This window comes from Streptomyces sp. NPDC005374, assembly GCF_042872225.1.
Classification (GTDB): domain Bacteria; phylum Actinomycetota; class Actinomycetes; order Streptomycetales; family Streptomycetaceae; genus Streptomyces.
In genome coordinates, this window is record NZ_JBIAKA010000002.1 from 231,811 (window position 1) to 252,984 (window position 21,174).

Sequence of the window (21,174 nt, forward strand, 5' to 3'; positions counted from 1 at the left end):
AGCGGATCAGTGGCGGTGCCAGGTGAACTTGTCGCCGCCGACCCAGCGCACCACGTCCGGGTCGTCCAGGTCGTGGACCGTGATGCCGAAGGCGGCGGCGGCCGACAGGACGTCGGTGACGGCCTTGGCCTCACCCACCACCTCGCCGTCGATCTCCACGATCCGGAAGGGCGGTGTGCCCGGCTGCACTCCGAGCACCATGATCCGCGGGTTGGTGATGTGCGGGCTCGCGATTTCGGTCATGGACCGAGCGTAGAACGCATTGCCCGGGAGGGAGAGGCGGGCGTCATCCGCCGAGCAGGGCCAGGACCGCCGCCTCGACCGCGCCCTGGGTGGCCGGACGTCCGAAGTCCCCGTGTTCGCCCAGCCGGGTGAGCGCGGGGGCGACCGTCTCCCCCTGCTCGAACAGTTCGGGGACCCGCGGGTCGATGTACGAGGCACGGCACACCGCGGGCGTGTTCCCCAGGTAGTGGCTGGCCTCGCGCACGGCCCGGGCCACCTGCCTGCGGCGGGCCGCCGGGGTGGCCCGGGCGTCCTCGGCGGTGACGGCCAGGGCGACGGCGGCGAGGACCGTGGCGTGCCAGGTGCGGAAGTCCTTGGCGGTGATGTCGGTGCCGGAGAGCCGACGCAGCGCCTCGTTCAGATCGCCGCCGTGCAGGTCGTGCCAGGCACCCCGCTCCCAGAAGGCGAGGAGCCGGTCCCCGCCCTGCCTGCGGCGCTTGAGCGCGCGTACGACGGTCAGGGCGTCCTCGTCCACGAGCGCGCGGACGAGTTCGGTGCCGCCCTTCGCCGGATAGGCGAAGGTGAGCTCGTCGCGGCCGCAGGTGACGTGCTCGCGGAGCATGGTCGTCAGGCCGTAGGTCTCCATCTCGCGGGTGTGGCGGTCACTGCCGATCCGGAAGAAGCCGAGGTCGAGCAGGCGCACCGCGCAGGCCGTGACGCGGGCGCGGCTCAGGCCCCGGCCGGCGAGGTCGTCGGCGACCCGTTCCCGCAGGGCGGGCAGCGCGCGGGCGACCTCCCGCACGTGCTCGTGCTTGACCTGCTCCTGCTGGGCACGGAACCGCTCGTGGTACAGGTACTGGCGGCGTCCGGCGTCGTCGGTGCCGACGGCCTGGAGGTGGCCGTTGGGCCAGGGGCAGCTCCACACCTCGCGCCAGGCCGGCGGGATGGCCAGTTCGCGGATCCGGCCGAGTTCGTCCGCGTCGGTGAGCGGTCCGCCGCCGGCGTCCCGGTAGCGGAAGCCGCGCCCGCAGCGCACCCGGGTGAGTCCGGGGCGGTCGCAGGAGCTGGTGCGCAGTCTCATCGGCGGGGGCTCACGATCGGTCCGGCCGTGTTCCGTCCCATCTCAGGCCTCCTCCGCACCCGCAGTACCCGGTCGTGTACGGGACAAACCGCCCGCCCGCCGTGCGGGGGCCGTGCGCCTGGGGAACTCTGGAGCTCTGGAGGAGGAGGTGGCGATGGATCCCGTCGAGGCTCTGGAGCGGATCGCCTTCCTGCTGGAGCGGTCCCTGGCGCCCACGTACCGGGTCCGTGCCTTCCGTACGGCGGCCCGGGTGCTCAAGGGACTGTCCGCGGACGAGATGAGGGAGCGGGCGCGGGACGGGTCGCTGGAGTCGCTCAAGGGCATCGGCCCGAAGACGGCCCAGGTGGTGCGTGAGGCGCTGGCCGGAGACGTGCCCGGCTACCTGAAGAGGCTGGAGGGCGAGGCCGGCGTGCCCCGGACCGGGGGCGGCACGGAGCTCCGGGCGCTGCTGCGGGGCGACTGCCATCTGCACTCCGACTGGTCGGACGGGGGCAGCCCGATCGAGGAGATGGGCCGCACCGCCGCGGAGCTCGGCCACGAGTGGGCGGTGCTCACCGACCACTCGCCCCGCCTGACCGTGGCCCGGGGGCTGTCCCCGGAGCGGCTGCGGCAGCAACTGGACGTGGTGGCGGCACTGAACGAGACCTGGGCGCCGTTCCGGCTGCTCACCGGTATCGAGTGCGACATCCTCGACGACGGCTCGCTGGACCAGGAGCCGGAACTCCTGGACCGCCTGGACGTCGTGGTCGTGTCCGTGCACTCCAAGCTGCGCATGGACGCCCGCTCGATGACCCGGCGCATGGTGGCCGCCGTACGCGATCCGCACGCGAACGTCCTCGGGCACTGCACGGGACGCCTGGTGACCGGGCGGGGGCGGCCCGAGTCGGAGTTCGACGCGGAAGCGGTGTTCGCCGCGTGCGCAGAAGCGGGCACTGCGGTGGAGATCAACAGCCGGCCCGAACGGCTGGACCCGCCACGCCGGTTGCTGCGCGGGGCCGTCGAGGCGGGCGTGCTGTTCTCCGTCGACACCGACGCCCACGCGCCCGGCCAGCTCGACTGGCAGATCCTGGGATGCGCGAGGGCGGAGGAGTGCGGGGTGCCGGCCGAGCGGGTCGTGACCACCTGGCCGCTGGAGGAGCTGCTGGCCTGGTCCCGTGAAGGCGAGGTGCCGTCCCGAGTGGCGGGCGCCTGACGTGGTACCCGTGCGGCACGACAGGAGAGGAGCGGTACATGGAACGTGCGGCAGTGTTCGACGTCGACGGCACTCTGGTGGACACCAACCACCTGCATGTGGCGACCTGGTGGGAGGCGCTGCGGCAGGCGGGGCACCGGGTGCCGATGCACGCCGTGCACCGGGCCATCGGGCTGGGCTCCGACGACCTCGTCGCGCATCTCCTCGGCGAGGACCGCGACAAGGACCAGGACGCCGAACTGAGCGCGTCCCACAAGGCGTTGTACGGGCAGTACTTCGACCGGCTGCCCTCGCTCCAGGACGCCGGACGGCTGCTGCGCCACCTGGACCGGAACGGCTGGCGGGTGGTCCTCGCGACCTCGGCGGGCGGCGCCGAACTGTCCGCGCTGCGCCGGGCGATCGACGCGGACGACGCGATCATGGCCACCGCGAGCGCCGACGACGTCGAGGAGGGCAAGCCCGCCGCCGAGCCCGTGGAACACGCCCTGGAGCTGGCCGGAGTGGCGGCCGAGAACGCGGTCTTCGTCGGCGACACCGTCTGGGACATGCAGGCCGGCACCCGCGCCGGCGTCCACTGCGTCGGCGTGCTGTGCGGCGGTATCCCCCGCGCCGACCTGGTGGAGGCGGGCGCCCGGTCGGTCTACGACGATCCCGCCCACCTGCTGGCGTCCCTGGCCGACAGCCCCCTGGCGTGACGGGGCGGGACCCTGGGATGACTCGTGTGACGGAAGTGGTTCGGCCACAGTCCCGGTCCGTGCACGCCCTGCGGCACGAAGCCCATGCCATCGGCCGGGCCGCGCGCGCCGCCTGGGACGGGCCCGGCCGGGAGCGCGATCTGGTCGTGCAGTCGCTCAAGGCCTCGGTGGCCGCGCTGTTCGCCTGGCTCGTGGCGGGGGTGTGGATGGGCGATCCGATGGCCCTGATGGCGCCCTGGGTTGCGGTGGTCCTGGTGCAGGCCACCGTGTTCAGCTCCCTGATGCAGGCCGCTCGGCAGTTCGCGGCGATCTGTGTCGGGGCCCTGCTGGCGTCGGTGGCCCTGGCCGTCACGGGGAACACCCTGGGCGCGGTGGCGCTGTCCGTGCCGCTGCTGATGCTGCTGGCGAACTGGCCGCGCTTCGGCGACCAGGGGATCTACGGTGCCACCACCGCGCTGTTCACCCTCGCCACCGGCGCCGCCGGGGCGTCCGCGGTCGGCCACCGGGTGGGACAGGCGGCGCTCGGCGCGGTCATCGGTCTCTCCGTGAACGCGTTCGTGCTGCCGCCGATCCATCTGCGGGACGTACGGGAGAACCTCGCGGCGCTGGCCGGGGAGGCGGGCGACGTCCTGCACACGGTGGCTGGTGACCTGCGGGACGGCGCGTGGGACGTGCAGGGCTGGTCGCGTGCCTCGGCCCGCCTGGAGCACCGACTGGAGGCGCTGCGATCCGCCCGGAGGTGGAGCCGGGAGAGCCTGCGTCTGACGGCCGCCCCGCTGCGTGCCGTACGCCGGCCTCCCGGGCCGACCCCGCCCGAGCAGGACGACGAGCGCTGGAGCCGCGTCACCGGTCACATCCGCGCGCTCACCCGCACCCTGGCCGTCGCCGCCGACGACGACCGCGCTCCCGTCGCACCCGACGGGACGGTTCTGGACGCGTACGCCCGGCTTCTGGAGCTGATCGGCGACACCTGCCAGGCGCACGGCCGTCGTCTGCTGGAGGACGGCGAGGACGTGTCCCCGGACGACGGGGCCGAGACGGAGATGCGGGAACTGCGCGGCCGGCTGCAGGACGGGCTGCGGGAGCACGCGGGGCAGGGGGCCGCCGGCACGACGGTCCTGGGAACTCTGCTGCTCCAGGCCGAGAACCTGTGGAGCGAGACCGTTCCGACCGGTCGGAAGGGGTGACACAGCTCACCCGGAATCGCCCCCGACGACGGAACACCACAGGGTCATTGCCCGTTGAACAAACCGTGGGTATGGATGGGACAGTGTCCCCGGGCCTCACCTTTTGCCCACAGGGACGATCGTTCGGCTGAAGCCCTGTGGAGCCTTTCGCCGAGAGGCGACCGCCATCCATACCCGCCACAGACCAGCCCCGACCGTGATTCCCCCGTCCGGTCGGGGCTTCCTCATGTCCCGGCCCCACTGCGGGTGCGGGGCGGACTTGACTTGGAGCGCACTCCAATTCGTAGCGTTCCCGGCATGAGCACTGCACAGCACAAGATCGGTTCCGGGTTCGGCGCCCACAGCACCGCCGACGACGTCCTCGCGGGTGTCGACCTGTCGGGCAAGCTCGCGATCGTCACCGGCGGCTACTCCGGGCTCGGACTGGAGACCACCAGGGCACTCACGAAGGCGGGCGCCCGGGTCGTCGTCCCGGCCCGCCGCCCCGACACCGCGCGGGAGGCCCTCGCCGGTCTCGACGGTGTGGAGCTGGACGAGCTCGACCTCGGCGACCTGGAGAGCGTGCGCGCCTTCGCCGAGCGCTTCCTCGCCTCCGGCCGCACGGTCGACCTCGTCATCGACAACGCCGGGATCATGGCCTGCCCGGAGACCCGGGTCGGACCGGGCTGGGAAGCACAGTTCGCGACCAACCACCTCGGCCACTTCGCCCTGATCAACCGGCTGTGGCCGGCCATCGAGCCCGGCGGCGCCCGCGTGGTCTCGGTGTCCTCGCGCGCCCACCACTTCCACGGCATGCGCTGGGACGACGTCCAGTGGCGGACCGGCTACGACAAGTGGCAGGCGTACGGCCAGGCGAAGACGGCGAACGTCCTGTTCGCCGTCCACCTCGACGAACTCGGCGCCGACCGCGGGGTGCGGGCCTTCGCGCTCCACCCGGGCGGCATCCTCACCCCGTTGCAGCGCCACCTCCCCAAGGCGGAGATGGTGGAACGCGGCTGGATCGACGAGCAGGGCAACGCGCTCAACCCCTCCGGCTTCAAGAGCCCGGAGCAGGGCGCGGCCACGCAGGTGTGGGCGGCGACCTCGCCCCAGCTGGCGGGGATGGGCGGTGTCTACCTCGAGGACTGCGACATCGCCGAGCCCGCCGTCGACGGCGACGAGAGCGGCGGCGTCAAGGCCTGGGCGACCGACCCGGAGCAGGCGGCGCGTCTGTGGACGCTGTCGGCGGAGCTCACGGGCGTGAACGCGTTCGCATGATCCCGCTCAGGGGGTGACCGTCCGGCGGCTCGGGACCGTGCCGTGGACCCGCGTGCATCACCTGGGGCCGGGTACTCGGCCGGTTCCCCGCCCCAGCGGCCCGAAGGAGCCGAAGGTGAGCACTTCAACCGGCAGCAGGATCGTGGTCACGGGCGCCACCGGCAACGTGGGAACCAGCGTGGTGCGCCTTCTCTCCGAGGACCCGGAGGTCGGCTCCGTTCGGGGCCTGGCCCGGCGGATCCCGGACTGGTCGCCCGCGCGCACCCAGTGGTCCGCGGTCGACCTGGCGTCCGAACGGGCCGATCTGACCGAGGAGTTCGCGGGCGCCGACGCGGTGGTCCATCTGGCGTGGGCGTTCCAGCCGACCCACGACCCGGCGGTCACCTGGCGCACCAACGTCCTCGGGTCGATCCGGGTGTTCGAGGCGGTGGCGGCGGCCAAGGTCCCCGCGCTGGTGCACGCGTCGTCCGTGGGCGCGTACTCCCCCGGTCCGAAGGAGGACACGGTGGACGAGTCGTGGCCGACGCACGGCTGGCCGGACGCCGCGTACTGCCGGGAGAAGGCGTATCTGGAGCGCGCTCTGGACACCTTCGAGCGCGACCACCCCGCCGTCAGGGTGGTGCGCATGCGTCCGGCGTTCCTCTTCAAGCGGGAGTCGGCGAGCGAGCAGCGCCGCATCTTCGGCGGCCGTTTCCTGCCCGGCCGGCTGGCCCGGCCCGACCTGCTGCCCTTCCTCCCCGACATCCCCGGGCTGCGCGTCCAGGCGCTGCACACCGACGACGCCGCACAGGCCTACGCGCTCGCGGTGCGCTCGGACGTGCGGGGCGCCTTCAACCTGGCGGGCGAGCCGGCGGTCGACGCCGAGCTGCTGAGCGGGATGTTCGACGCCCGTCCCGTACGGCTGCCGCGCACCGCGGCCCGGTCGGCGATCGCGGCCGCGTGGGGCCTGCATCTGCTGCCCGCCTCGCCGCATCTGTTCGACGCGGTGCTGCGGCTGCCCCTGATGGACTGCACGCGTGCGCGTACCGAACTCGGCTGGCGACCGCGGCACACGGCGACCGAGGTCCTGGAGGAGTTCCTCCAGGGAATGCGGCAGGGCGCGGGCGCGCGGACCGAGCCGATGAAGGGCCGCAAGGCCGGCTGACGTCCGTCAGCCGGAGGGCTCTTCGGGCTCCGGGTCTTCGACGGGCACCGTGTCCGGCTGCGGCGAGCCCTGCCTCCCGGTTCCGGCCTCGTCGGTGGGAGGCACGTCCTCGTCGGCCACCGTTGCCTCGGTGGTGTCGACGGTGTTGCCCTGAGCCCGGCCCTCGCCGACCTCCCAGGGGTCATCGCCTTCGTGTGCCTGCTGGTCCGGGAGGTCCCGCGGGACCGGCGTACCGTTCTCGCCGGGTCCTTCGAGTCGGTGGTCCATGGCGTGCTCCTTTCGTCCTGGCGGGCACGCGGGTACCTTCGCGCCGACCGGCGAAACGTCAGCGCGGGGACCGCTCCTCCAGCGCCGCCCGCCAAGCCGGTGCCGGCCCCTGGGGCGCGGGGTCGGGACGCCGGCCGCCGCGGGCGAAGAAGTCGGCGAGCGGGAGGATGGCCGCTCCGACGGTGACCGCGTCGGGGCCGAGACGTCCGAGGTCGACGGTGACCTTCTCGGCCGGGTACCGGAGGGCGTATGCCGTCGCGTGACGTCGTACGGCGTCCAGGAACCGGGCGCCCAGCTGGAGCCCCGCCCAGCCGCCGACGACGATCCGCTCGGGCTGGAAGAGGTTGATCAGGTCGGCCAGGCCCGCGCCCAGGTACTCGGCCGTCTCCTCCAGGACGGCGAGCGCGACCGGGTCGGCCCCGGTGCCCTCGACGGGGTGCGCGGCGGCGAGCATGGCGGCCAGCGCGGTCTCCTCGTCGGCCCCCTCGGGAGGCCGGCCGCCCTCCTCCCGCCAGCGCTCGATGAGCGCTTCGGCACCCGCGTAGGCCTCCAGGCAGCCGAGGGCACCGCAGCGGCAGCGGCGCCCCCTGACCCGTACGGTCAGATGCCCCCACTCGACCGCCCGGCCGTGCTCCACCTCGGGCGTCACCAGACAGGCGCCGACGCCGGAGCCGAAGAGGACCACCACCGCGCTGCCCGCGCCGCGGCCGCCGCCGAACCACATCTCGGCCTGGCCGAGGGTCTTGGCACCGTTGTCGATGAAGTACCGGACGGGAAGCGGGGAATCGGCGCGCAGCAGCTCTTCCAGCGGGACGGCGTCCCAGCCGATGGTCTGTCCGTGCACGACGGCCCCGCTGCGCGGGGTGTGCGCGACGATGCCGGGCACACCGATGCCTACGCCGAGCAGCCGTCCCGGGTCCGTCCCGGCGGCGGCGAGGACCTCGGCGACACCGTCCCGGATGTGCCCGACGATGACCTCGACGTCGTAGTGGCGCTGGGTCAACGGGCGTTCGGCGCGGGCGAGTTCGGTGAGGGTCAGATCGAACAGCTCGACGCGCACCCGGGTTTCGCCGACGTCGACGCCGATCATGTGGCCGCCGCCGGGCGCCACCCGCAGCAGGGTGCGGGGGCGGCCGCCGTCGGAGTCGACGCTGCCGGCCTCCTCCAGCAGACCGTCGGCCACCAGGTCGGCGACGACGTTGCTGACCGAGCCGGAGCTGAGCCCGGTGGCCGGGCCGAGTTCGAAGCGGCTGAGGGGTCCGTCGAAGTAGAGGCGCTGCAGCACGGCTGTGCGGTTGGCGCGTCTGAGGTCGCGTACGGTGCGTCCGTTCACGGCGGTTCAGGCTCCGGTGACCCGGGCGAGGGCCTCGATCTCGTCCAGGGCGGCGACGAGTTGGGGTGCCACCGCCGACTGGACCCAGCGAACCTTGTCGTCGTCGACCGCCCGCGGGACCGTCTCGGTGAGCATGATCAGGTAGAGGTAGGCGCGGTAGAGCGCCAGACGCAGTCGGGCCGGGACGTCGAACCCGGCCCGGCCGCCTTCCTCCCGGTACCCGGCGAGGAACGCCTCGTCCTTCTTGATGTCCCCGAGCAGCGCCAGGGAGACGAAGTCGGCGAGGGGGTCGCCCCAGAGCATCCGCTCACCGTCGATGAGCCCGCCGATGCGGGGCTCCCCGCCGGCCGGGCGGTCCAGCAGGATGTTGCCGTCCCACAGGTCGAAGTGGACCAGTGCGGGGACGGTGACCTCGTCGAGCGCGGGGAAGCCGGCCCGCAGTGTGCCCGCGACCTGGTCGACGGACCGGGGCAGCCGCGCTTCGTAGTCCCGGGCGTCGTCCAGGACGGCCTCGATCATGGCGGTGAACGCGGTCCGCCAGTCGGGGGCCAGCGGACCGAGGGCGCCGGAGGGGTACCCGTAGCCCGGCCCGGTCACGGTGTGCAGACGGGCCACCTGTCGGCCCAACTCCCTGCGCAGCGGGGTTCGTTCAGCCTCGGTGACCGAGTCGTCCCAGGGCTCTCCGGGACAGGCCGTCATCAGCAGATGCGGTACGGCGGTGTCGCCTCCGAGGGCCACGACGTGCGGTGCCGCGACCTCCGCCAGGGCGGCCGCTCGGTAGAACTCCGCCTCGGACATGAGGAGTTGACGCTCATAGCGCAGCCCGGGAACGGTCGACGCGGGCGGGACCTTGAGGACGTAACGGGTGCCGTCGCTGAGGCGGAGCTCCTCGACGGTGTTGTACGTACCACCGCTCAGCGGCCGGAGTCCGACGAGGAGGCCGGGGTCTAGGCCCGCGCCCTCCAGCACTCGTCGGGCCCATTCCCAGGAGTCCACCAACGTCCCGCCCCTTTCGCCACCCTCGGCATTCCCGTCCACGACGTGACGCCCGTCCGACTGCGCCCGGCCGCCGTCCCGTCGGCGTCCGGCGTGTGCTCGCGGAACAGCGTACGGAACGCGCCCCGCACTCCGCGGGCTGCCGTACCGAACCGGTCCCGCGCCTACGCGCTGTGCGTGCCGACCACCTGGGTGCGGCCTCCCGCGGTCGCCTCCGTTCGGGCCGTGCCCGCTCCCTCCGGCGCCCCGAAGCGCGCCAGCGTGTGCCACACCATCTTGAGGTCCTGGAGTTCGTACCGGCCGCCGCGGGCGGCGTCGCCGATGATCCGGGGGTCGACCAGTCCGTCCTCGGCGATGGCCGCGCCCAGGTCGGCGTACTCCTGCCCGCGATAGTCGGCGTGGCGACGCAGTTCGGCGACGGTGATCCGGTAGCCGGGGTGCCATTCGACGGGGACCGGCAGCAGGTGTGCCGCCGCCTCGACGGGTGTGTCGCGGTAGCTCGCGTCCAGGACGAGGGCCTCCACGTGCCGGGCCAGGTCGATGCCGCCGTGCACCTGGGCCTCGATGTAGTCGTTGAGGGCGTCCTGTTCGTCCGCCTCCGCGAGGGCGATCAAGGACATGCCGGCCGCGACGCCGAAGTGGACCGGCTCGGCGGCGCTGTCGGGGTAGCAGAAGGTGGCTCGGGCCAGGGGCTCGCCGGCCAGCCGGAAGTGCGAGGAGCCGAACCGGGGGGCCGCGCCCACCACTTGGCGACGGAAGTTCAGTGCGCCGTACACGGGCCGGTCGTGCGGAGCCGCGTCGTCGTAGGCGCCGCCGAAGATCCGGCTCTCCCAGCGCCAACGGTCGCCGCCGGGGTGCGCGGTCAGTCCGCCGTTGCTCGTCCCGGTGACGAACTGCGAGTGGTAGGCGCCGTCCTGGGCCAGTGCCTCCAGGACGGTCAGGTCGCGCACCGTCCGGTCCGGATGGAAGTTGAGCGTGATCCGCACGTCGGGGGCGACGGGCGGCCCCTCCGATACGGCCGCGACATGGCTCAGCGCCGCGCGCGCTCGTGCCGACTCCACTGGACCCACTGGCTTCCCTCCCCGACGGCCTACCGAATGATCACCCGCCGGGAAGGCCCCCGCACCCCGTTTTCGACCGGCGGGACTACTCCGGTCCGACGGCGAGCACGATCTTGCCCCGGTTGTCGCGTCGCTCGAGCCGCTCATGGGCGGCCCGTGCCTCGGCCAGGGGTACGACGGTCTCGACCGGCACGCGATAGACGCCTGCGGCGACCCGCTCGGCCAGTTCCCGCAGGTCAGGGCGCGGGTCGTAGCCATGGATCTGGAGATTGGTGAGCTGGAAGCCGAGGATCGACGCGTTCTTGGGATAGAAGTCGCGGGTGTCCACGGTGCTCGGCTCCAGGGCGACGTTGGCGAGCGCGACGACCCGGCCGCCGTGGCCGACCTCGCGAAGGCTCCGCCCGAAAGCCTGCCCGCCGACGGTGTCGAGGACGACCTCGGCGCCGTGGCCGTCGGTGAGCCGCAGCACCTCCTCGACCTCGGCCTCGTCGGGGTGGGCGGAGGTGTCGACGGTGACGTCGGCGCCGAACTCACCCGCCCAGGCGGCCTTCTCGGCCGAGCCGGCGAGGGCGATGACCCGCGCCCCCGCCTCGGCGGCGATCTGCACGGCCGCGGTACCGACGCCGCTCGCCGCCGCCTTCACCACCACCGTGTCGCCCTTGGAGACGCGGGCGAGGTGACGCAGGCAGTACCAGGCGCTGAGCCAGGCGACCGGAAGGGCGGCCGCCCGGGTCAGGTCCACCTCGTCGGGGAGAGGCACCAGGAGCGTGGTGGGCACCGTCGCCAACTCGGCATAGAAACCGGATGACTTGCCGCCGTCCAACGCCATGACCCGCTGTCCGGGCGCGAATTCGGTCACTCCCTCCCCCACCGCGACGACGATCCCCGCCGCCTCGGCGCCCGGGATCAACGGCGGGCGCCCGGCCCGGTGGTAGAGACCGGCACGGAGCAGGGCATCCGCCCGGTTCACGCCGGCCGCGACGATCCTCACCAGTACCTCCCCGGGCCCCGGAACCGGGTCGGGAACCTCGACCGGCACCAGTACTTCCGGTCCGCCGAACCTGTCGATCCGCACCGCGCGCATTGCGTACCCGCTCTCTGCTGTGGCCGTCCGAGCGGCCAACACCGGTTGATGTGGTGTCACCATCCGACACCTCATCAACCGGTGTCAAGGGGGTTCGCGGCCGGATGCGACACCGCATGAACCGGTGTACGCTCTCCGTCATGACCGGCAGCCCCGCTCCCGCCGACCCCGCCCTCGCCTTCCCGTTCATCGGCGGGCGCCCCTGCCTGGACTTCGCGGCCACCCTCGGCAAACGGCACGCCACCGCGCTGGAGCGGCTCCCCGACCCCGCCGCCCTCGCCCGCTGGTTCACGGAGGCGGAACTGGCCGTCGACAAGGGCCCGGTGCGGGTCACCGCGCGAGATCTGGCGGAGGCCCGCCTCCTGCGTGAGGCCCTGTATCGCCTGGTCCGCGCCGCGATGGCCGGGCGGCAGCCGGACGCGCCCGACGTCGAGCGGGTCAACGCCTGTGCCGCCCAGCCCGACCTCGCGCCCCAGCTGGGCCCGGCCCGCTGGACGGCGCGCAGTCCGGCCCGCGCGGCCCTGGCGACGGTGGCCCGGGACGTCGTACTCCTGGTGCGCGGCCCCCTTCTCGACCGGGTCAAGGAGTGCGAGAACCCGGACTGCTCGCTGCTGTTCCTGGACGACTCCCAGGCGCGGCGCCGCCGCTGGTGTTCGATGGACCGCTGCGGCAACCTCGCGAAGATCGCGGGCTACCGCTCCCGCAGCCGGACCGCCTCCTCGCACTGAAGACGGCGTCGGCAGCCGCGGCGCTCCTTGGAGTCACCCCAGGTCATTCCGGGTGTCTGCCGTCACTTGCCCGTTCCCTTGCCGTCGACCGGCCCCACCCCACACCCTGGGCACGCTTGCGGACAGTCGCGGTCCGCAAGCGTGCGCCGGGCGCCTACGTGGAAGAGGAACACCCTGAGGATGCGAGATGTACGTGAGTGGACGGTGTCCCTGGTGCGGTTTGTGAAGCGGCGCCGGGACCCTGTGGTCGTGCAGACGCTGCGGTCGGCGGCCGCGGCGACGATCGCGTACGTCATCGCGCTCCGGCTCAGCCCGGAGGCGGCGCCGCTCACCGCGCCCCTGACCGCGCTGCTCGTCGTCCAGGTCACCCTCTACTCCACGCTCACCACCGGTATCCGCCGGGTGAACTCGGTGGTGACCGGGGTCCTCGTCGCCATCGCCTTCAGTCTGCTGGTGGGTCTGACCTGGTGGAGCCTGGGCCTGCTGATCGTGGCGTCCCTGGTGGTGGGGCGGCTCGTGCGGGTCGAGGAGTTCGTGCCCGAGGTGGCGATCAGCGCGATGCTGGTCCTCGGGGTGACGACGGTCGGCGACACGGCCTGGGCGCGCGTGGTGGAGACGCTGATCGGCGCGGTCGTCGGCCTCGCCTGCAATCTGCTGCTCGCTCCGCCGGTGTGGGTGGACGAGGCGGGCGAGTCGATCGAGGGGCTGGCCCGCCGGGTGCGCAAGCTGATGCTGCGCATGGGCGAGGAGGCCGCGGGCCGCACGCCGGTCGAGCTCGCGACCGCCCGGCTGTACGAGGCGCGCGAGCTCGACCACGACATCGTCGAGGTGGACGCCGCCCTGAAACAGGCAGAGGACAGCCTCAAGTTCAACCCCAGGGTCAAGGAGGGCCTGCTGCACCGGGTGGTGCTGCGCACCGGCCTCGACACCCTGGAGATCTGCACGGTCGTCCTGCGGGTCCTCGCCCGTACCCTCACCGACCTCGCGAAGGAGCGCGATCCCTTCGCGGAGGAACCGGACCTGCTCGACGAGGGACAGGATCCCGAGCCGCTGTTCGGGCCGGAGACCGGTCGCACCGTGGAACGGCTGCTGTCCGAGATCGGTGACGCCGTGGTCAGCTTCGCCGTCCTGGTCACCACCCATGTCAGCCAGAGCGCCGAGTCCGCGGAGGCCCGGCTCACCGCCGAGCTGCGCCAGGCCGCCTCGACCCGGGACAAGCTGGCCCAGCTGCTGCTCGAGGAGATCCAGCGCGACTCCCGTCACTGGCAGCTGCACGGAGCCGTCCTGACCGAGGTCAACCGCATCCTCGACGAGCTGGACACCGAGCACCGCTCCCGGCGCCTCCTCGAGGAGCTGGACCGGGCCGCCCGTGAGCAGCGCGAGCGGATGCCGCATCTGACACGGTTCCAGGAACAGTGGCGCAGGAACCGATCGGCGCTCGCCCGTCGTTCTAGGTGACGTGGGTACAGCGATCAAGGGGGCGGACCGATGACCGACACGAGCGTGCGGATCGACGGGAACACACTGCGGCTGCCGGGCGGTGCGGCGGTGCGGTTCGTCCGCACCCTGCGACTGCCCGAGACGGGCACGCATCCGCTGCCGCCGGGTCTCGGCGAGTTCCCGGTGCGCCGCGTCTCGGACTACCCGGACACCGTGCCGGAGCAGTGGCGGTCCCGCGGCGGGGTGATGCTGCCGGTCTACCTGCGCGAGGCGATGTGGCTGAGCTTCGGGGGCACCACCGAGCCCGCCGCGCTCCAGGTCGCGGTGGGCAAGGTGTGCGCGGTCTCCGGGAAGCCGTGGAGCGACCGGCTGGTCCGTGACCCGCAGAACTACGTGGTGCTGCCCCGTCAGCCGTGGCTGGACGGCATCAACTCCGGCAAGGGGACGGTCCGTCAGTTCGTCGCGGTGCCGCTCGGTCTGGGCGCGACCGTCGAGGGGCAGGTCACGGGCGAGGAGGTCTGGGGCGGCGTGCAACTGCAGTCGTTCCCCCTGGCCGAGGAGCGACTGGCCGAGTGGCGCGAGGCGCAGCGGCGGATCCAGTCGGCGGGGCCCGGCATGGGGTACGGCGCCGCCATGCCCATGGCGATGGCCGCGCCCGGCGCTCCGGCGGGGGCTCCTCGGGCCGCCGCGGCCATGGGACTGGGCGTCGGCGGTTCCATGCGCCAGGAGGTGTACCGGGACGACCGGCCCCTGTCCGACTGGGCGGCCGCTCCGGCCGGGCGGGTCTTCGTGCACCTGGTGACACCGCCCGAGTGGCGCCGCATCACCGGTGAGGCTCCCCCGCCGTCGCCGGTGGACCGCGCGGCGTACACCCGGGCCGGACTGCCCTGGTACGACTACTACGACCAGGATGGCGAGGATCTCGCCCCGACGGACGCGCTGGAGGGCGTGAAACCGGTCGGCGACTGGCTCGGCGACGACCACGAGCCCTGGCAGCAGCCCACGGCACCGCAGGTCAAGCCGTTGGGGGACGCGCCGGGCAAGCCGGTCGAGGACGGCGACTGGTAGCGGGCGGGCGCTGCCCGGGTTGCATCGGGCGAGTGATCCAGGTGAAGGTGGTCGTCCGACGACCGAGACGATCGATCACCCGGGGTGCGCAGGGATGGGCAGTGCGAACGGCGGCTGGAGCAGGCGCCGCTTCGTCGGCGTCCTGGCGGGTGCCGCCTCGGCCGCGGGCTGCTCGTCCGCACCCGGGTCCTCCTCGGAGTCGGCGGCCCGGGAGCCTTCAGGCAACTCCTCCGCGAATCCCTCGCCGAGCCCGTCCAGGACTCCGGCCGCCAAGACCCCGGCCGGCCCCCGCCCCCTCTACATCGGCACCTACACCTCCGACCAGGGCGGCGGCACCGGGATCGGCCTGGCCACCTACAGCGCCGACAGCGGCCGTATCACCGATGTCGGCACGATCACCGGGGTCACCAACCCGTCGTATCTCGCGCTGCACCCGGACGGCCGCACCCTGTACGCGGTCGCCGAGCAGGACGCCGGTGCGGTGACCGCCGTACGTCTGTCCGACCGTGAGGTTCTGGGGAGCCGGAGCACCGGCGGTTCGGGGCCGTGTCATCTCTCGGTGCATCCGGGCGGGCGCTGGCTGCTCAGCGCGAACTACGGCTCCGGCAGCGTGGCCGTGCATCCGATCGGCGCCTCGGGCGCGCTCGGTGAGCGCAGGGAGACGGTCACGCACACCAGTCCGGCGCCCGGCCCCGGCCAGGAGGGCCCGCACGCCCATCAGTTCCTCACCAGTCCGGACGGCGGCCATGTGCTCGCCGTCGACCTGGGAACGGACACCGTCTACAGCTACCGCCTCGACGAACGGACCGGCACGCTCACCGAGGTCTCGCGGGCGCACACCCGGGCGGGTGCCGGGCCGCGCCACCTCACCTTCCATCCCGGGGGCCGGTACGCGTACCTGGCCAACGAGGTCGACAACACGGTGGCGGTCTGCGCCTACGACCGCGGGACCGGCCGCCTCTCCGTCGGGGCGGCCCAGTCCACCGGAACGGGCGCGGGCACCAACTACCCGGCGCAGTTCCTGGTCACCGCGAACGGCTCGTACGCCTACCTGGCCAACCGCGGCCACAACAGCCTCACGCGTTACGCGGTGGAGGCGGACGGTGCCCGGCTCAGGCTCCTGGACACCGTGCCGGTGGGCGGGGACTTCCCGCGGCAGATCGCCTTCTCGCCGGACGGGACTCTGCTCTTCGCGGCGAATCAGAGGTCCGGCAATGTCAGTGTCTTCCGCGTGAACACGGCGAACGGTGAACTGCGGCGCGCCGGCGAGCCGTTCGCCTCACCCGTCGCCGTCTGTGCGCTGCCGCTGTAGGGTCCGCGGGCACGACGCCGCGCTCGCCCGGGTCAGCAGGACGTGCATGCGCTCCGTGAGCCGCTCGACGTCGTCGGCGGGTGCGTGGAAGGCCAGTCGTACGTCACCGTGGGCGCGGGCGCGCTCGATGCGCAGGGTCAGTCCGTGCCGGTCGACCGCGAGGGGCTGTACGCGGACCGCCCCGTGCAGACTGTCGGGGTCGACGAGCCGGGTGAGCCTCTCGACGGCGTCGGGGTGGCAGTCGGCGAGGTGGGTGAGCAGCCGGGCCTCGGCCTCGGCGAGCGGGTCGGGCGCGGCGGCGGCGAAGTCGTCGAGGTCGACGACGACCGAACCGGACGAGCGGCGCAGCACCACACGCGTGGCCTTGAACTCCAGCCGCCCTTCCCTGTCCCCGGGAACGAACCAGCCGGCGATCCACACACGAGCGCGGATACGGCTGCGGAGGGGGACCGGTGCCGCGTCGGCGAACTCCAGGACGGCGGACGGCTCGCCGCGGGGCGCGCAGATCGCGGCCGCGAGAAGGGTGCTGTCCTCGGGCACGTCCACCGTCACCCGCCCGTCCTCGGCCACGGTGTGCGCGCCGACGAACTCCTCGCGGCCGCCCTCCGCGGTCACCGCGCAGGACCACGAGGCGGCGAGCACCGACCGGGCGTGTTCCGCCGCGGAAGGGGCGGCCGTCCAGGTTTGGCTGTCACCCATCCATTGCCTCCTTAGGTAAGCCTTGCCTAACCTATCGAAGATCGGCGACGAAGCCAACCTCGGGACGCGTGAGGGACGGGCGAATTCCGGTCAGGGCCTGAGAACCCCCAGCAGTGCACGGGCGCACAGATCGCGGACCTGCTCCCGGGAGAGGTCCGACCCGCGCAGCCACTCCAGGCAGACCGCGGTGGTGAAGGCGAGCCAGCCGCGGACGGCGAGCCGGAGGTCGGGACGCTCCCCCGCCGACGGCCCGAACTCCGGGTCCGCGACCAGCGCCGCCAGGATCTGCCGCTCCTGCACGGCCAGCGCCCGCTGGTAGACCCGGCGCACGGCCTGGTCCCCGGCGGCGTCGGCACGATGGAAGGCACGGAAGCCGTGCGCGTGCGCGTGGACGTACTCCAGATACGTGTCCAGGCCCGCGGAGAGCTGCTCGCGCACCGGGATGCCGGGCACCGCAGCGGTCATCGCCAGCATCCGCTCGCTCTCGCGCTCGACGACCGCCGCGAAGAAGTCCCGCTTCGTCGGGAAGTAGTGGTAGAGCAGTCCGCGCGAGACTCCGGCGATCTCGGCGACCTGCTCGATCCACACGTCGTCGTACGGACTCTCCGAGAACAGCCTCGCCCCCACCGACAGGAGCTGCTCCCGCCGCTCTTCGGTGCTGAGCCTGCGACGCACGCGCTCGCCCTGCTTCCCGGCCATGCCCGCACTTTACTTGACGCCGATTCAACAAGAGGATCAGACTGAGACGCGCTATTGAACCGACGTACAACGTGCTCGACTGCCGCTGGATCAAGGGAGATCGCGTCATGGCGGAGACGACGACGGCCACGCGGCCGACGGGATTTCGCAGCGCCGAGCTGGGCTGGCCGGAGCTGCACCGCATTCCGCGTCCGCCGCGTCGGCTCCCCCTGCTCGGTGATGTGCTGGGCGTCAACCGGGCCACCCCACTTCAGGACTCCCTGCGTTTCGCCCGCCAGTTGGGGCCGATCTACCGGCGCAAGGCCTTCGACCGGGAGTTCGTGTTCACCTGGGGTGCCGACCTGGTGGCGGACCTGGCGGACGAGTCGCGGTTCGCCAAGCACGTCGGCCTCGGGGTCGCCAACCTGCGGCCCGTCGCGGGCGACGGGCTCTTCACGGCGTACAACCACGAGCCCAACTGGCAGCTGGCGCACGACGTACTGGCGCCGGGCTTCAGCCGGGAGGCGATGGAGGCCTACCACCCGATGATGCTGGCCGTCGCCGGCCGGCTGACGGACGCCTGGGACCGTGAGCTGGCGGCGGGCCGGTCGGTGGACGTGCCCGGGGACATGACCAGACTGACCCTGGAGACCATCGCGCGCACAGGGTTCGGGCACGACTTCGGCTCCTTCGAGCGGGACCGGCCGCACCCCTTCGTGACGGCGATGGTGGGCACGCTGTCCTATGCGCAGCGGCTCAACTCCGTCCCGTTTCCCGCCCTTCTACGACGTGCCGCGCAACGCAACGCCGACGACATCGCCTATCTCAACCGCATGGTCGACGACCTGGTCCGGGCCCGGCGCGCGGCGAGCGGGGACGGTGACCTGCTGGACCGGATGCTGGACACGGCCCACCCGGAGACCGGCGAGCGGCTGTCGGCCGAGAACGTCCGCCGGCAGGTCATCACCTTCCTGGTGGCGGGCCACGAGACCACGTCGGGTGCGCTCTCCTTCGCCCTGCACTACCTCTCCCGCCACCCCGAGGTCGCGGCCCGCGCACGTGCCGAGGTGGACCGCGTGTGGGGCTCCGCCGCGGTGCCGGGCTACGACCAGGTGGCGAAGCTGCGTTATGTGCGCAGGGTCCTCGACGAGTCGCTGCGGCTGTGGCCGACGGCGCCCGCGTTCGCCCGCGAGGCCCTCCAGGACACGGTGCTGGCCGGGCAGCACCCGATGCGGCGCGGTGCGTGGACGCTGGTGCTCACTCCGATGCTCCAGCGCGACCCCGAGGTGTGGGGCGCCGACGCCGAGCGGTTCGACCCGGACCGCTTCGACCCCAAGGCCGTACGGTCGCGCCCCCCGCATGTCTTCAAGCCGTTCGGCACCGGGGCGAGGGCGTGCATCGGACGGCAGTTCGCACTCCACGAGGCGACGCTGGTACTGGGCCTGCTGCTGCGCCGCTACGACCTCCTCGCCGACCCCGAGTACCGGCTCAGCGTGACCGAGCGGCTGACGCTGATGCCGCAGGGGCTGCGGCTGCACCTGGAGCGACGGCAGGGCGGGGCCGCCGCCGGGGCCGTGGCGGAACTCGACGAGGCCCCGCCGTCAGAGCCGCGCTGTCCAGTGCGCGGGGCGGGCGACTGAGTCCGGCAGCCGGGTGCCGGCGCTGCCCCGGGCCGCGTTCAGCTGGGGCTGGGTGACGAAGAACGCGCCGGTCAGGTCCGCGTCCGTGAGGTCGGCGTCGCGCAGGTCGGCACCGATCAGATCCGCGCCTCGCAGGTCGGCGCCGGTGAGGTCGGCCGCGATGAGGTAGGCACCGCGGAGAGTGGCCCCGCGCAGATCGGCACCCTTGAGGCGGGCACCCATCAGGTCGGCACCCCGGCGGTTCTTCTTCCTGCCCCCGATGCCGGCCCGCACCAGCTCGCTGGTCCTCAGCAGCAGGACGTTGACCTCCTGCCGGTGCGCGGGCACGTCCAGCGCGGTGAGTTCCTCGGCGGTTGTCCGGGTCAGCTCCTCGGTCCGCTCCAGCATGGCGCGCAGGTCGGCGTGGACCGGGTGGGCCGCGGGGAGGGTGAGCGCCTCGGTGAGGTACCAGAGCAGTTCGTGGAGCTGACGTACGACCGGGAAGACGTCGGACATCCGGCGGGCTTCCGCGGGCGGCGCGGTGCGCCGGTCACGTCCGCCGAAGGTGATCTGCGAGACCTTCTGGCCGGCGCCGAAGCAGTCGTAGACCGTGCAGCCGGTGAAGCCCTCGGTCCGCAGCTTCGCGTGGATGCCGCACCGGTGGTCGTCCCGGAGGTTCGGGCAGGGCGTGCCGGCCGGCTTGTCGAGGGCGAAGTCCGCGGAGGCGGTGAAGGGCAGGGCGACACAGCACAGGCCGAAGCACCGCTCGCAGTCGCCACGCAGGTCGATCAACTGTTCATGCATCGCCGTCCAGCCTAACGGTCCGCCGGACCGCCCGGCCTCGCCCGACCTCACCGACGAGTTTCCGGCGATGTGGGGGTCCCCACATCCAGCGGAAAACAAGCTCCGCTACTACAGAGACAGCGGCCGAACGAAGCAGGAGCCGAACGCACAGAGGAGACGTCATGTGCAGCCACCAGCCCCCGTGCCCCACCGCCGACAGCCCGGCCCACCTCGCTGCGGCGATCGTCTCGTTCCACCCCGAACAGGGCTGGAGCCTGCTGTGCAACGGCATCGTGGTCTTCGACGACACCGGTGAACTCCTGCCGGACGGGCGGGTCGTGAGCCCGCACCGCGCCCTCGGCACGCTGGCCGTGGCCGCCTGAGTCAGCGGGAGGTGCCCGGCAGTTCGAGCCGGGCGAGGCGCTCGGGGTCGGCCAGGATGTACAGGGCGACGATCCGGCCCTCGGCGACGGTGACGCCCGCGACCGAGAGAGGGTTCCCCTCGGGGACGTTGACGACCCCGACCTCGCCGTTGATGAGCGCGAGCCGTGCGTCCTGCGCGAACTGCCTGAAGCGCATGGCCTGTTCGGCCACGGCACGTGCACCCCGCACCACCTCGGAGGCGACCGGACCGACGAACACCCCTGCGTCGACGCGCAGCACGATGTCGGGGTGGAGCACGGCGCCCAGGGCCTCCGGGTCCTCCGCCTTGGAGGCCGCCAGAAACGCTTCGAGCACCTCGCGCTGCTTGGCCGGATCGGGTTCCGCGGCGGGAGCGGCGTCCCGCACCCGGCGCCGGGCACGGCTCGCGAGCTGCCTCGTCGCGGCCGGAGTGCGTTCCACGATCGGTGCGATGTCCTCGAAGGACACGGCGAACATGTCGTGCAGAACGAACACGAGCCGCTGAGCGGGGGTCAGCTGTTCCAGCGCCACCAGCAGCGCGAGGCCGACCGCGTCGGCGTACAGGGCCTCCTGTTCCGGTTCGGTCCGGGACAGGGGCGTGATCACGGGGTCGGGGACGAAGGCGTCGTCCCGGGGGTCCGCACCGCGTGCGGCGCGTGAGCGCAGCCGGTCGAGGCAGGTTCCGCCGACGGTCGCGGTGAGCCAGTCGCCCAGTTCCCGGGTCTCGTCCCGGTCGCCGCGACCGAGCCTCAGCCAGGCGTCCTGGACCACGTCGTCCGCTTCGCCCAGCGAGCCGAGCATGCGGTAGGCCACCGCCCGCAGCTGCCCACGGTGCGCCTGGAAGCGCTGCGCGAGCTGTTCCGTTCCGTTCACGCCACCCCCGTGTCGTCCGTGAAAGCGAGACGATCACATCATGCACGGCGAAG

Annotated in this window: 22 protein-coding genes; 11 read left to right on the forward strand and 11 right to left on the reverse strand. The window is 72.9% G+C overall.

The genetic code is table 11. From position 1 onward, the window contains the following. Positions 1 to 6: 6 nt before the first annotated feature. Both ACFYRX_RS06520 and ACFYRX_RS06525 read right to left on the reverse strand, forming a co-directional pair. Positions 7 to 243, reverse strand: a complete 237-nt coding sequence (locus tag ACFYRX_RS06520) for a hypothetical protein (protein WP_389097185.1) — start codon at positions 241 to 243, stop codon at positions 7 to 9. Between the two features lie 43 nt (positions 244 to 286). Continuing rightward, positions 287 to 1,303 (reverse strand): DNA topoisomerase IB, encoded by a 1,017-nt coding sequence (locus ACFYRX_RS06525; protein WP_389097186.1) that lies wholly within the window; start codon positions 1,301 to 1,303, stop codon positions 287 to 289. 154 nt (positions 1,304 to 1,457) lie between these two features. Here ACFYRX_RS06525 and ACFYRX_RS06530 point away from each other — a divergent pair, with 154 nt between their 5' ends. From ACFYRX_RS06530 to ACFYRX_RS06550, 5 genes are all read left to right on the forward strand, one after another. Further along, positions 1,458 to 2,495, forward strand: a complete 1,038-nt coding sequence (locus tag ACFYRX_RS06530) for a PHP domain-containing protein (RefSeq protein WP_389097187.1) — start codon at positions 1,458 to 1,460, stop codon at positions 2,493 to 2,495. Positions 2,496 to 2,533: 38 nt separating this feature from the next. Continuing rightward, positions 2,534 to 3,190 (forward strand): HAD family hydrolase, encoded by a 657-nt coding sequence (locus ACFYRX_RS06535; RefSeq protein WP_389097188.1) that lies wholly within the window; start codon positions 2,534 to 2,536, stop codon positions 3,188 to 3,190. A gap of 17 nt (positions 3,191 to 3,207) precedes the next feature. Beyond that, positions 3,208 to 4,377, forward strand: a complete 1,170-nt coding sequence (locus ACFYRX_RS06540; protein ID WP_389097189.1) for an aromatic acid exporter family protein — start codon at positions 3,208 to 3,210, stop codon at positions 4,375 to 4,377. 297 nt (positions 4,378 to 4,674) lie between these two features. Then, positions 4,675 to 5,634 carry an SDR family NAD(P)-dependent oxidoreductase gene (locus tag ACFYRX_RS06545; RefSeq protein WP_389097190.1) on the forward strand — a complete coding sequence of 320 codons (960 nt, stop codon included), beginning with the start codon at positions 4,675 to 4,677 and terminating at the stop codon, positions 5,632 to 5,634. A 115-nt stretch (positions 5,635 to 5,749) separates the two neighbouring features. Next, on the forward strand, positions 5,750 to 6,778 hold the full coding sequence (locus ACFYRX_RS06550; protein WP_389097191.1) for an SDR family oxidoreductase: 1,029 nt from the start codon (positions 5,750 to 5,752) through the stop codon (positions 6,776 to 6,778). Between the two features lie 6 nt (positions 6,779 to 6,784). On the opposite strand, the gene ACFYRX_RS06555 is transcribed toward ACFYRX_RS06550, so the two are convergent. The 5 genes from ACFYRX_RS06555 to ACFYRX_RS06575 all read right to left on the reverse strand — a co-directional run bounded on the left by ACFYRX_RS06555 (position 6,785) and on the right by ACFYRX_RS06575 (position 11,519). Then, positions 6,785 to 7,045, reverse strand: a complete 261-nt coding sequence (locus tag ACFYRX_RS06555; protein WP_389097192.1) for a hypothetical protein — start codon at positions 7,043 to 7,045, stop codon at positions 6,785 to 6,787. A 58-nt stretch (positions 7,046 to 7,103) separates the two neighbouring features. After that, the gene (locus ACFYRX_RS06560) at positions 7,104 to 8,378 is read right to left on the reverse strand and encodes an ROK family protein (RefSeq protein ID WP_389097193.1); all 1,275 of its coding nucleotides are present in this window, start codon (positions 8,376 to 8,378) and stop codon (positions 7,104 to 7,106) included. Between the two features lie 6 nt (positions 8,379 to 8,384). Continuing rightward, positions 8,385 to 9,377, reverse strand: a complete 993-nt coding sequence (locus ACFYRX_RS06565; protein ID WP_389097194.1) for a phosphotransferase family protein — start codon at positions 9,375 to 9,377, stop codon at positions 8,385 to 8,387. Between the two features lie 161 nt (positions 9,378 to 9,538). Next, a complete protein-coding gene (locus tag ACFYRX_RS06570) occupies positions 9,539 to 10,435 on the reverse strand; it encodes a DUF3626 domain-containing protein (protein WP_389097195.1) in 897 nt (298 codons plus the stop codon). Positions 10,436 to 10,520: 85 nt separating this feature from the next. Beyond that, positions 10,521 to 11,519 carry a zinc-binding alcohol dehydrogenase family protein gene (locus tag ACFYRX_RS06575; protein ID WP_389097196.1) on the reverse strand — a complete coding sequence of 333 codons (999 nt, stop codon included), beginning with the start codon at positions 11,517 to 11,519 and terminating at the stop codon, positions 10,521 to 10,523. A gap of 140 nt (positions 11,520 to 11,659) precedes the next feature. Between ACFYRX_RS06575 and ACFYRX_RS06580 the strand changes: the two genes are divergently transcribed. The 4 genes from ACFYRX_RS06580 (at position 11,660) to ACFYRX_RS06595 (ending at position 16,067) form a co-directional block, all read left to right on the forward strand. Further along, complete coding sequence (locus ACFYRX_RS06580; protein WP_389097197.1) at positions 11,660 to 12,247, forward strand: CGNR zinc finger domain-containing protein; 588 nt, start codon at positions 11,660 to 11,662, stop codon at positions 12,245 to 12,247. Positions 12,248 to 12,427: 180 nt separating this feature from the next. After that, positions 12,428 to 13,705 (forward strand): aromatic acid exporter family protein, encoded by a 1,278-nt coding sequence (locus tag ACFYRX_RS06585; protein WP_389097198.1) that lies wholly within the window; start codon positions 12,428 to 12,430, stop codon positions 13,703 to 13,705. A gap of 30 nt (positions 13,706 to 13,735) precedes the next feature. Next, positions 13,736 to 14,755, forward strand: coding sequence for a hypothetical protein (locus tag ACFYRX_RS06590; protein WP_389097199.1), 1,020 nt, complete (start codon positions 13,736 to 13,738; stop codon positions 14,753 to 14,755). Positions 14,756 to 14,849: 94 nt separating this feature from the next. After that, positions 14,850 to 16,067 (forward strand): lactonase family protein, encoded by a 1,218-nt coding sequence (locus tag ACFYRX_RS06595; protein ID WP_389097200.1) that lies wholly within the window; start codon positions 14,850 to 14,852, stop codon positions 16,065 to 16,067. On the opposite strand, the gene ACFYRX_RS06600 is transcribed toward ACFYRX_RS06595, so the two are convergent. Together ACFYRX_RS06600 and ACFYRX_RS06605 are read right to left on the reverse strand one after the other, a co-directional pair. Further along, a complete protein-coding gene (locus ACFYRX_RS06600) occupies positions 16,035 to 16,766 on the reverse strand; it encodes a DUF2470 domain-containing protein (RefSeq protein ID WP_389097201.1) in 732 nt (243 codons plus the stop codon). The genes ACFYRX_RS06595 and ACFYRX_RS06600 overlap by 33 nt on opposite strands. 90 nt (positions 16,767 to 16,856) lie before the next feature. After that, on the reverse strand, positions 16,857 to 17,465 hold the full coding sequence (locus ACFYRX_RS06605; RefSeq protein WP_389097202.1) for a TetR/AcrR family transcriptional regulator: 609 nt from the start codon (positions 17,463 to 17,465) through the stop codon (positions 16,857 to 16,859). A gap of 107 nt (positions 17,466 to 17,572) precedes the next feature. Here ACFYRX_RS06605 and ACFYRX_RS06610 point away from each other — a divergent pair, with 107 nt between their 5' ends. Beyond that, positions 17,573 to 19,084 (forward strand): cytochrome P450, encoded by a 1,512-nt coding sequence (locus tag ACFYRX_RS06610; RefSeq protein WP_389097203.1) that lies wholly within the window; start codon positions 17,573 to 17,575, stop codon positions 19,082 to 19,084. Here the strand turns inward: ACFYRX_RS06610 and ACFYRX_RS06615 are convergent. Continuing rightward, on the reverse strand, positions 19,046 to 19,867 hold the full coding sequence (locus tag ACFYRX_RS06615; protein ID WP_389097204.1) for a pentapeptide repeat-containing protein: 822 nt from the start codon (positions 19,865 to 19,867) through the stop codon (positions 19,046 to 19,048). The genes ACFYRX_RS06610 and ACFYRX_RS06615 overlap by 39 nt on opposite strands. A gap of 161 nt (positions 19,868 to 20,028) precedes the next feature. Between ACFYRX_RS06615 and ACFYRX_RS06620 the strand changes: the two genes are divergently transcribed. Beyond that, the gene (locus ACFYRX_RS06620) at positions 20,029 to 20,229 is read left to right on the forward strand and encodes a DUF5999 family protein (protein WP_389097205.1); all 201 of its coding nucleotides are present in this window, start codon (positions 20,029 to 20,031) and stop codon (positions 20,227 to 20,229) included. Position 20,230: 1 nt separating this feature from the next. Here the strand turns inward: ACFYRX_RS06620 and ACFYRX_RS06625 are convergent, their stop codons facing one another. Then, positions 20,231 to 21,121 carry a sigma-70 family RNA polymerase sigma factor gene (locus ACFYRX_RS06625; RefSeq protein ID WP_389097206.1) on the reverse strand — a complete coding sequence of 297 codons (891 nt, stop codon included), beginning with the start codon at positions 21,119 to 21,121 and terminating at the stop codon, positions 20,231 to 20,233. Positions 21,122 to 21,174 lie beyond the last annotated feature (53 nt).

Coding starts and splice junctions, on each gene's coding strand:
- ACFYRX_RS06520 (WP_389097185.1), bottom strand. CDS start 243: ATGACCGAAATCGCGAGCCCGCACATCACCAACCCGCGGATCATGGTG.
- ACFYRX_RS06525 (WP_389097186.1), bottom strand. CDS start 1,303: ATGAGACTGCGCACCAGCTCCTGCGACCGCCCCGGACTCACCCGGGTG.
- ACFYRX_RS06530 (WP_389097187.1), top strand. CDS start 1,458: ATGGATCCCGTCGAGGCTCTGGAGCGGATCGCCTTCCTGCTGGAGCGG.
- ACFYRX_RS06535 (WP_389097188.1), top strand. CDS start 2,534: ATGGAACGTGCGGCAGTGTTCGACGTCGACGGCACTCTGGTGGACACC.
- ACFYRX_RS06540 (WP_389097189.1), top strand. CDS start 3,208: ATGACTCGTGTGACGGAAGTGGTTCGGCCACAGTCCCGGTCCGTGCAC.
- ACFYRX_RS06545 (WP_389097190.1), top strand. CDS start 4,675: ATGAGCACTGCACAGCACAAGATCGGTTCCGGGTTCGGCGCCCACAGC.
- ACFYRX_RS06555 (WP_389097192.1), bottom strand. CDS start 7,045: ATGGACCACCGACTCGAAGGACCCGGCGAGAACGGTACGCCGGTCCCG.
- ACFYRX_RS06575 (WP_389097196.1), bottom strand. CDS start 11,519: ATGCGCGCGGTGCGGATCGACAGGTTCGGCGGACCGGAAGTACTGGTG.
- ACFYRX_RS06580 (WP_389097197.1), top strand. CDS start 11,660: ATGACCGGCAGCCCCGCTCCCGCCGACCCCGCCCTCGCCTTCCCGTTC.
- ACFYRX_RS06585 (WP_389097198.1), top strand. CDS start 12,428: ATGCGAGATGTACGTGAGTGGACGGTGTCCCTGGTGCGGTTTGTGAAG.
- ACFYRX_RS06590 (WP_389097199.1), top strand. CDS start 13,736: ATGACCGACACGAGCGTGCGGATCGACGGGAACACACTGCGGCTGCCG.
- ACFYRX_RS06595 (WP_389097200.1), top strand. CDS start 14,850: ATGGGCAGTGCGAACGGCGGCTGGAGCAGGCGCCGCTTCGTCGGCGTC.
- ACFYRX_RS06600 (WP_389097201.1), bottom strand. CDS start 16,766: ATGGGTGACAGCCAAACCTGGACGGCCGCCCCTTCCGCGGCGGAACAC.
- ACFYRX_RS06605 (WP_389097202.1), bottom strand. CDS start 17,465: ATGGCCGGGAAGCAGGGCGAGCGCGTGCGTCGCAGGCTCAGCACCGAA.
- ACFYRX_RS06610 (WP_389097203.1), top strand. CDS start 17,573: ATGGCGGAGACGACGACGGCCACGCGGCCGACGGGATTTCGCAGCGCC.
- ACFYRX_RS06615 (WP_389097204.1), bottom strand. CDS start 19,867: ATGCATGAACAGTTGATCGACCTGCGTGGCGACTGCGAGCGGTGCTTC.
- ACFYRX_RS06620 (WP_389097205.1), top strand. CDS start 20,029: ATGTGCAGCCACCAGCCCCCGTGCCCCACCGCCGACAGCCCGGCCCAC.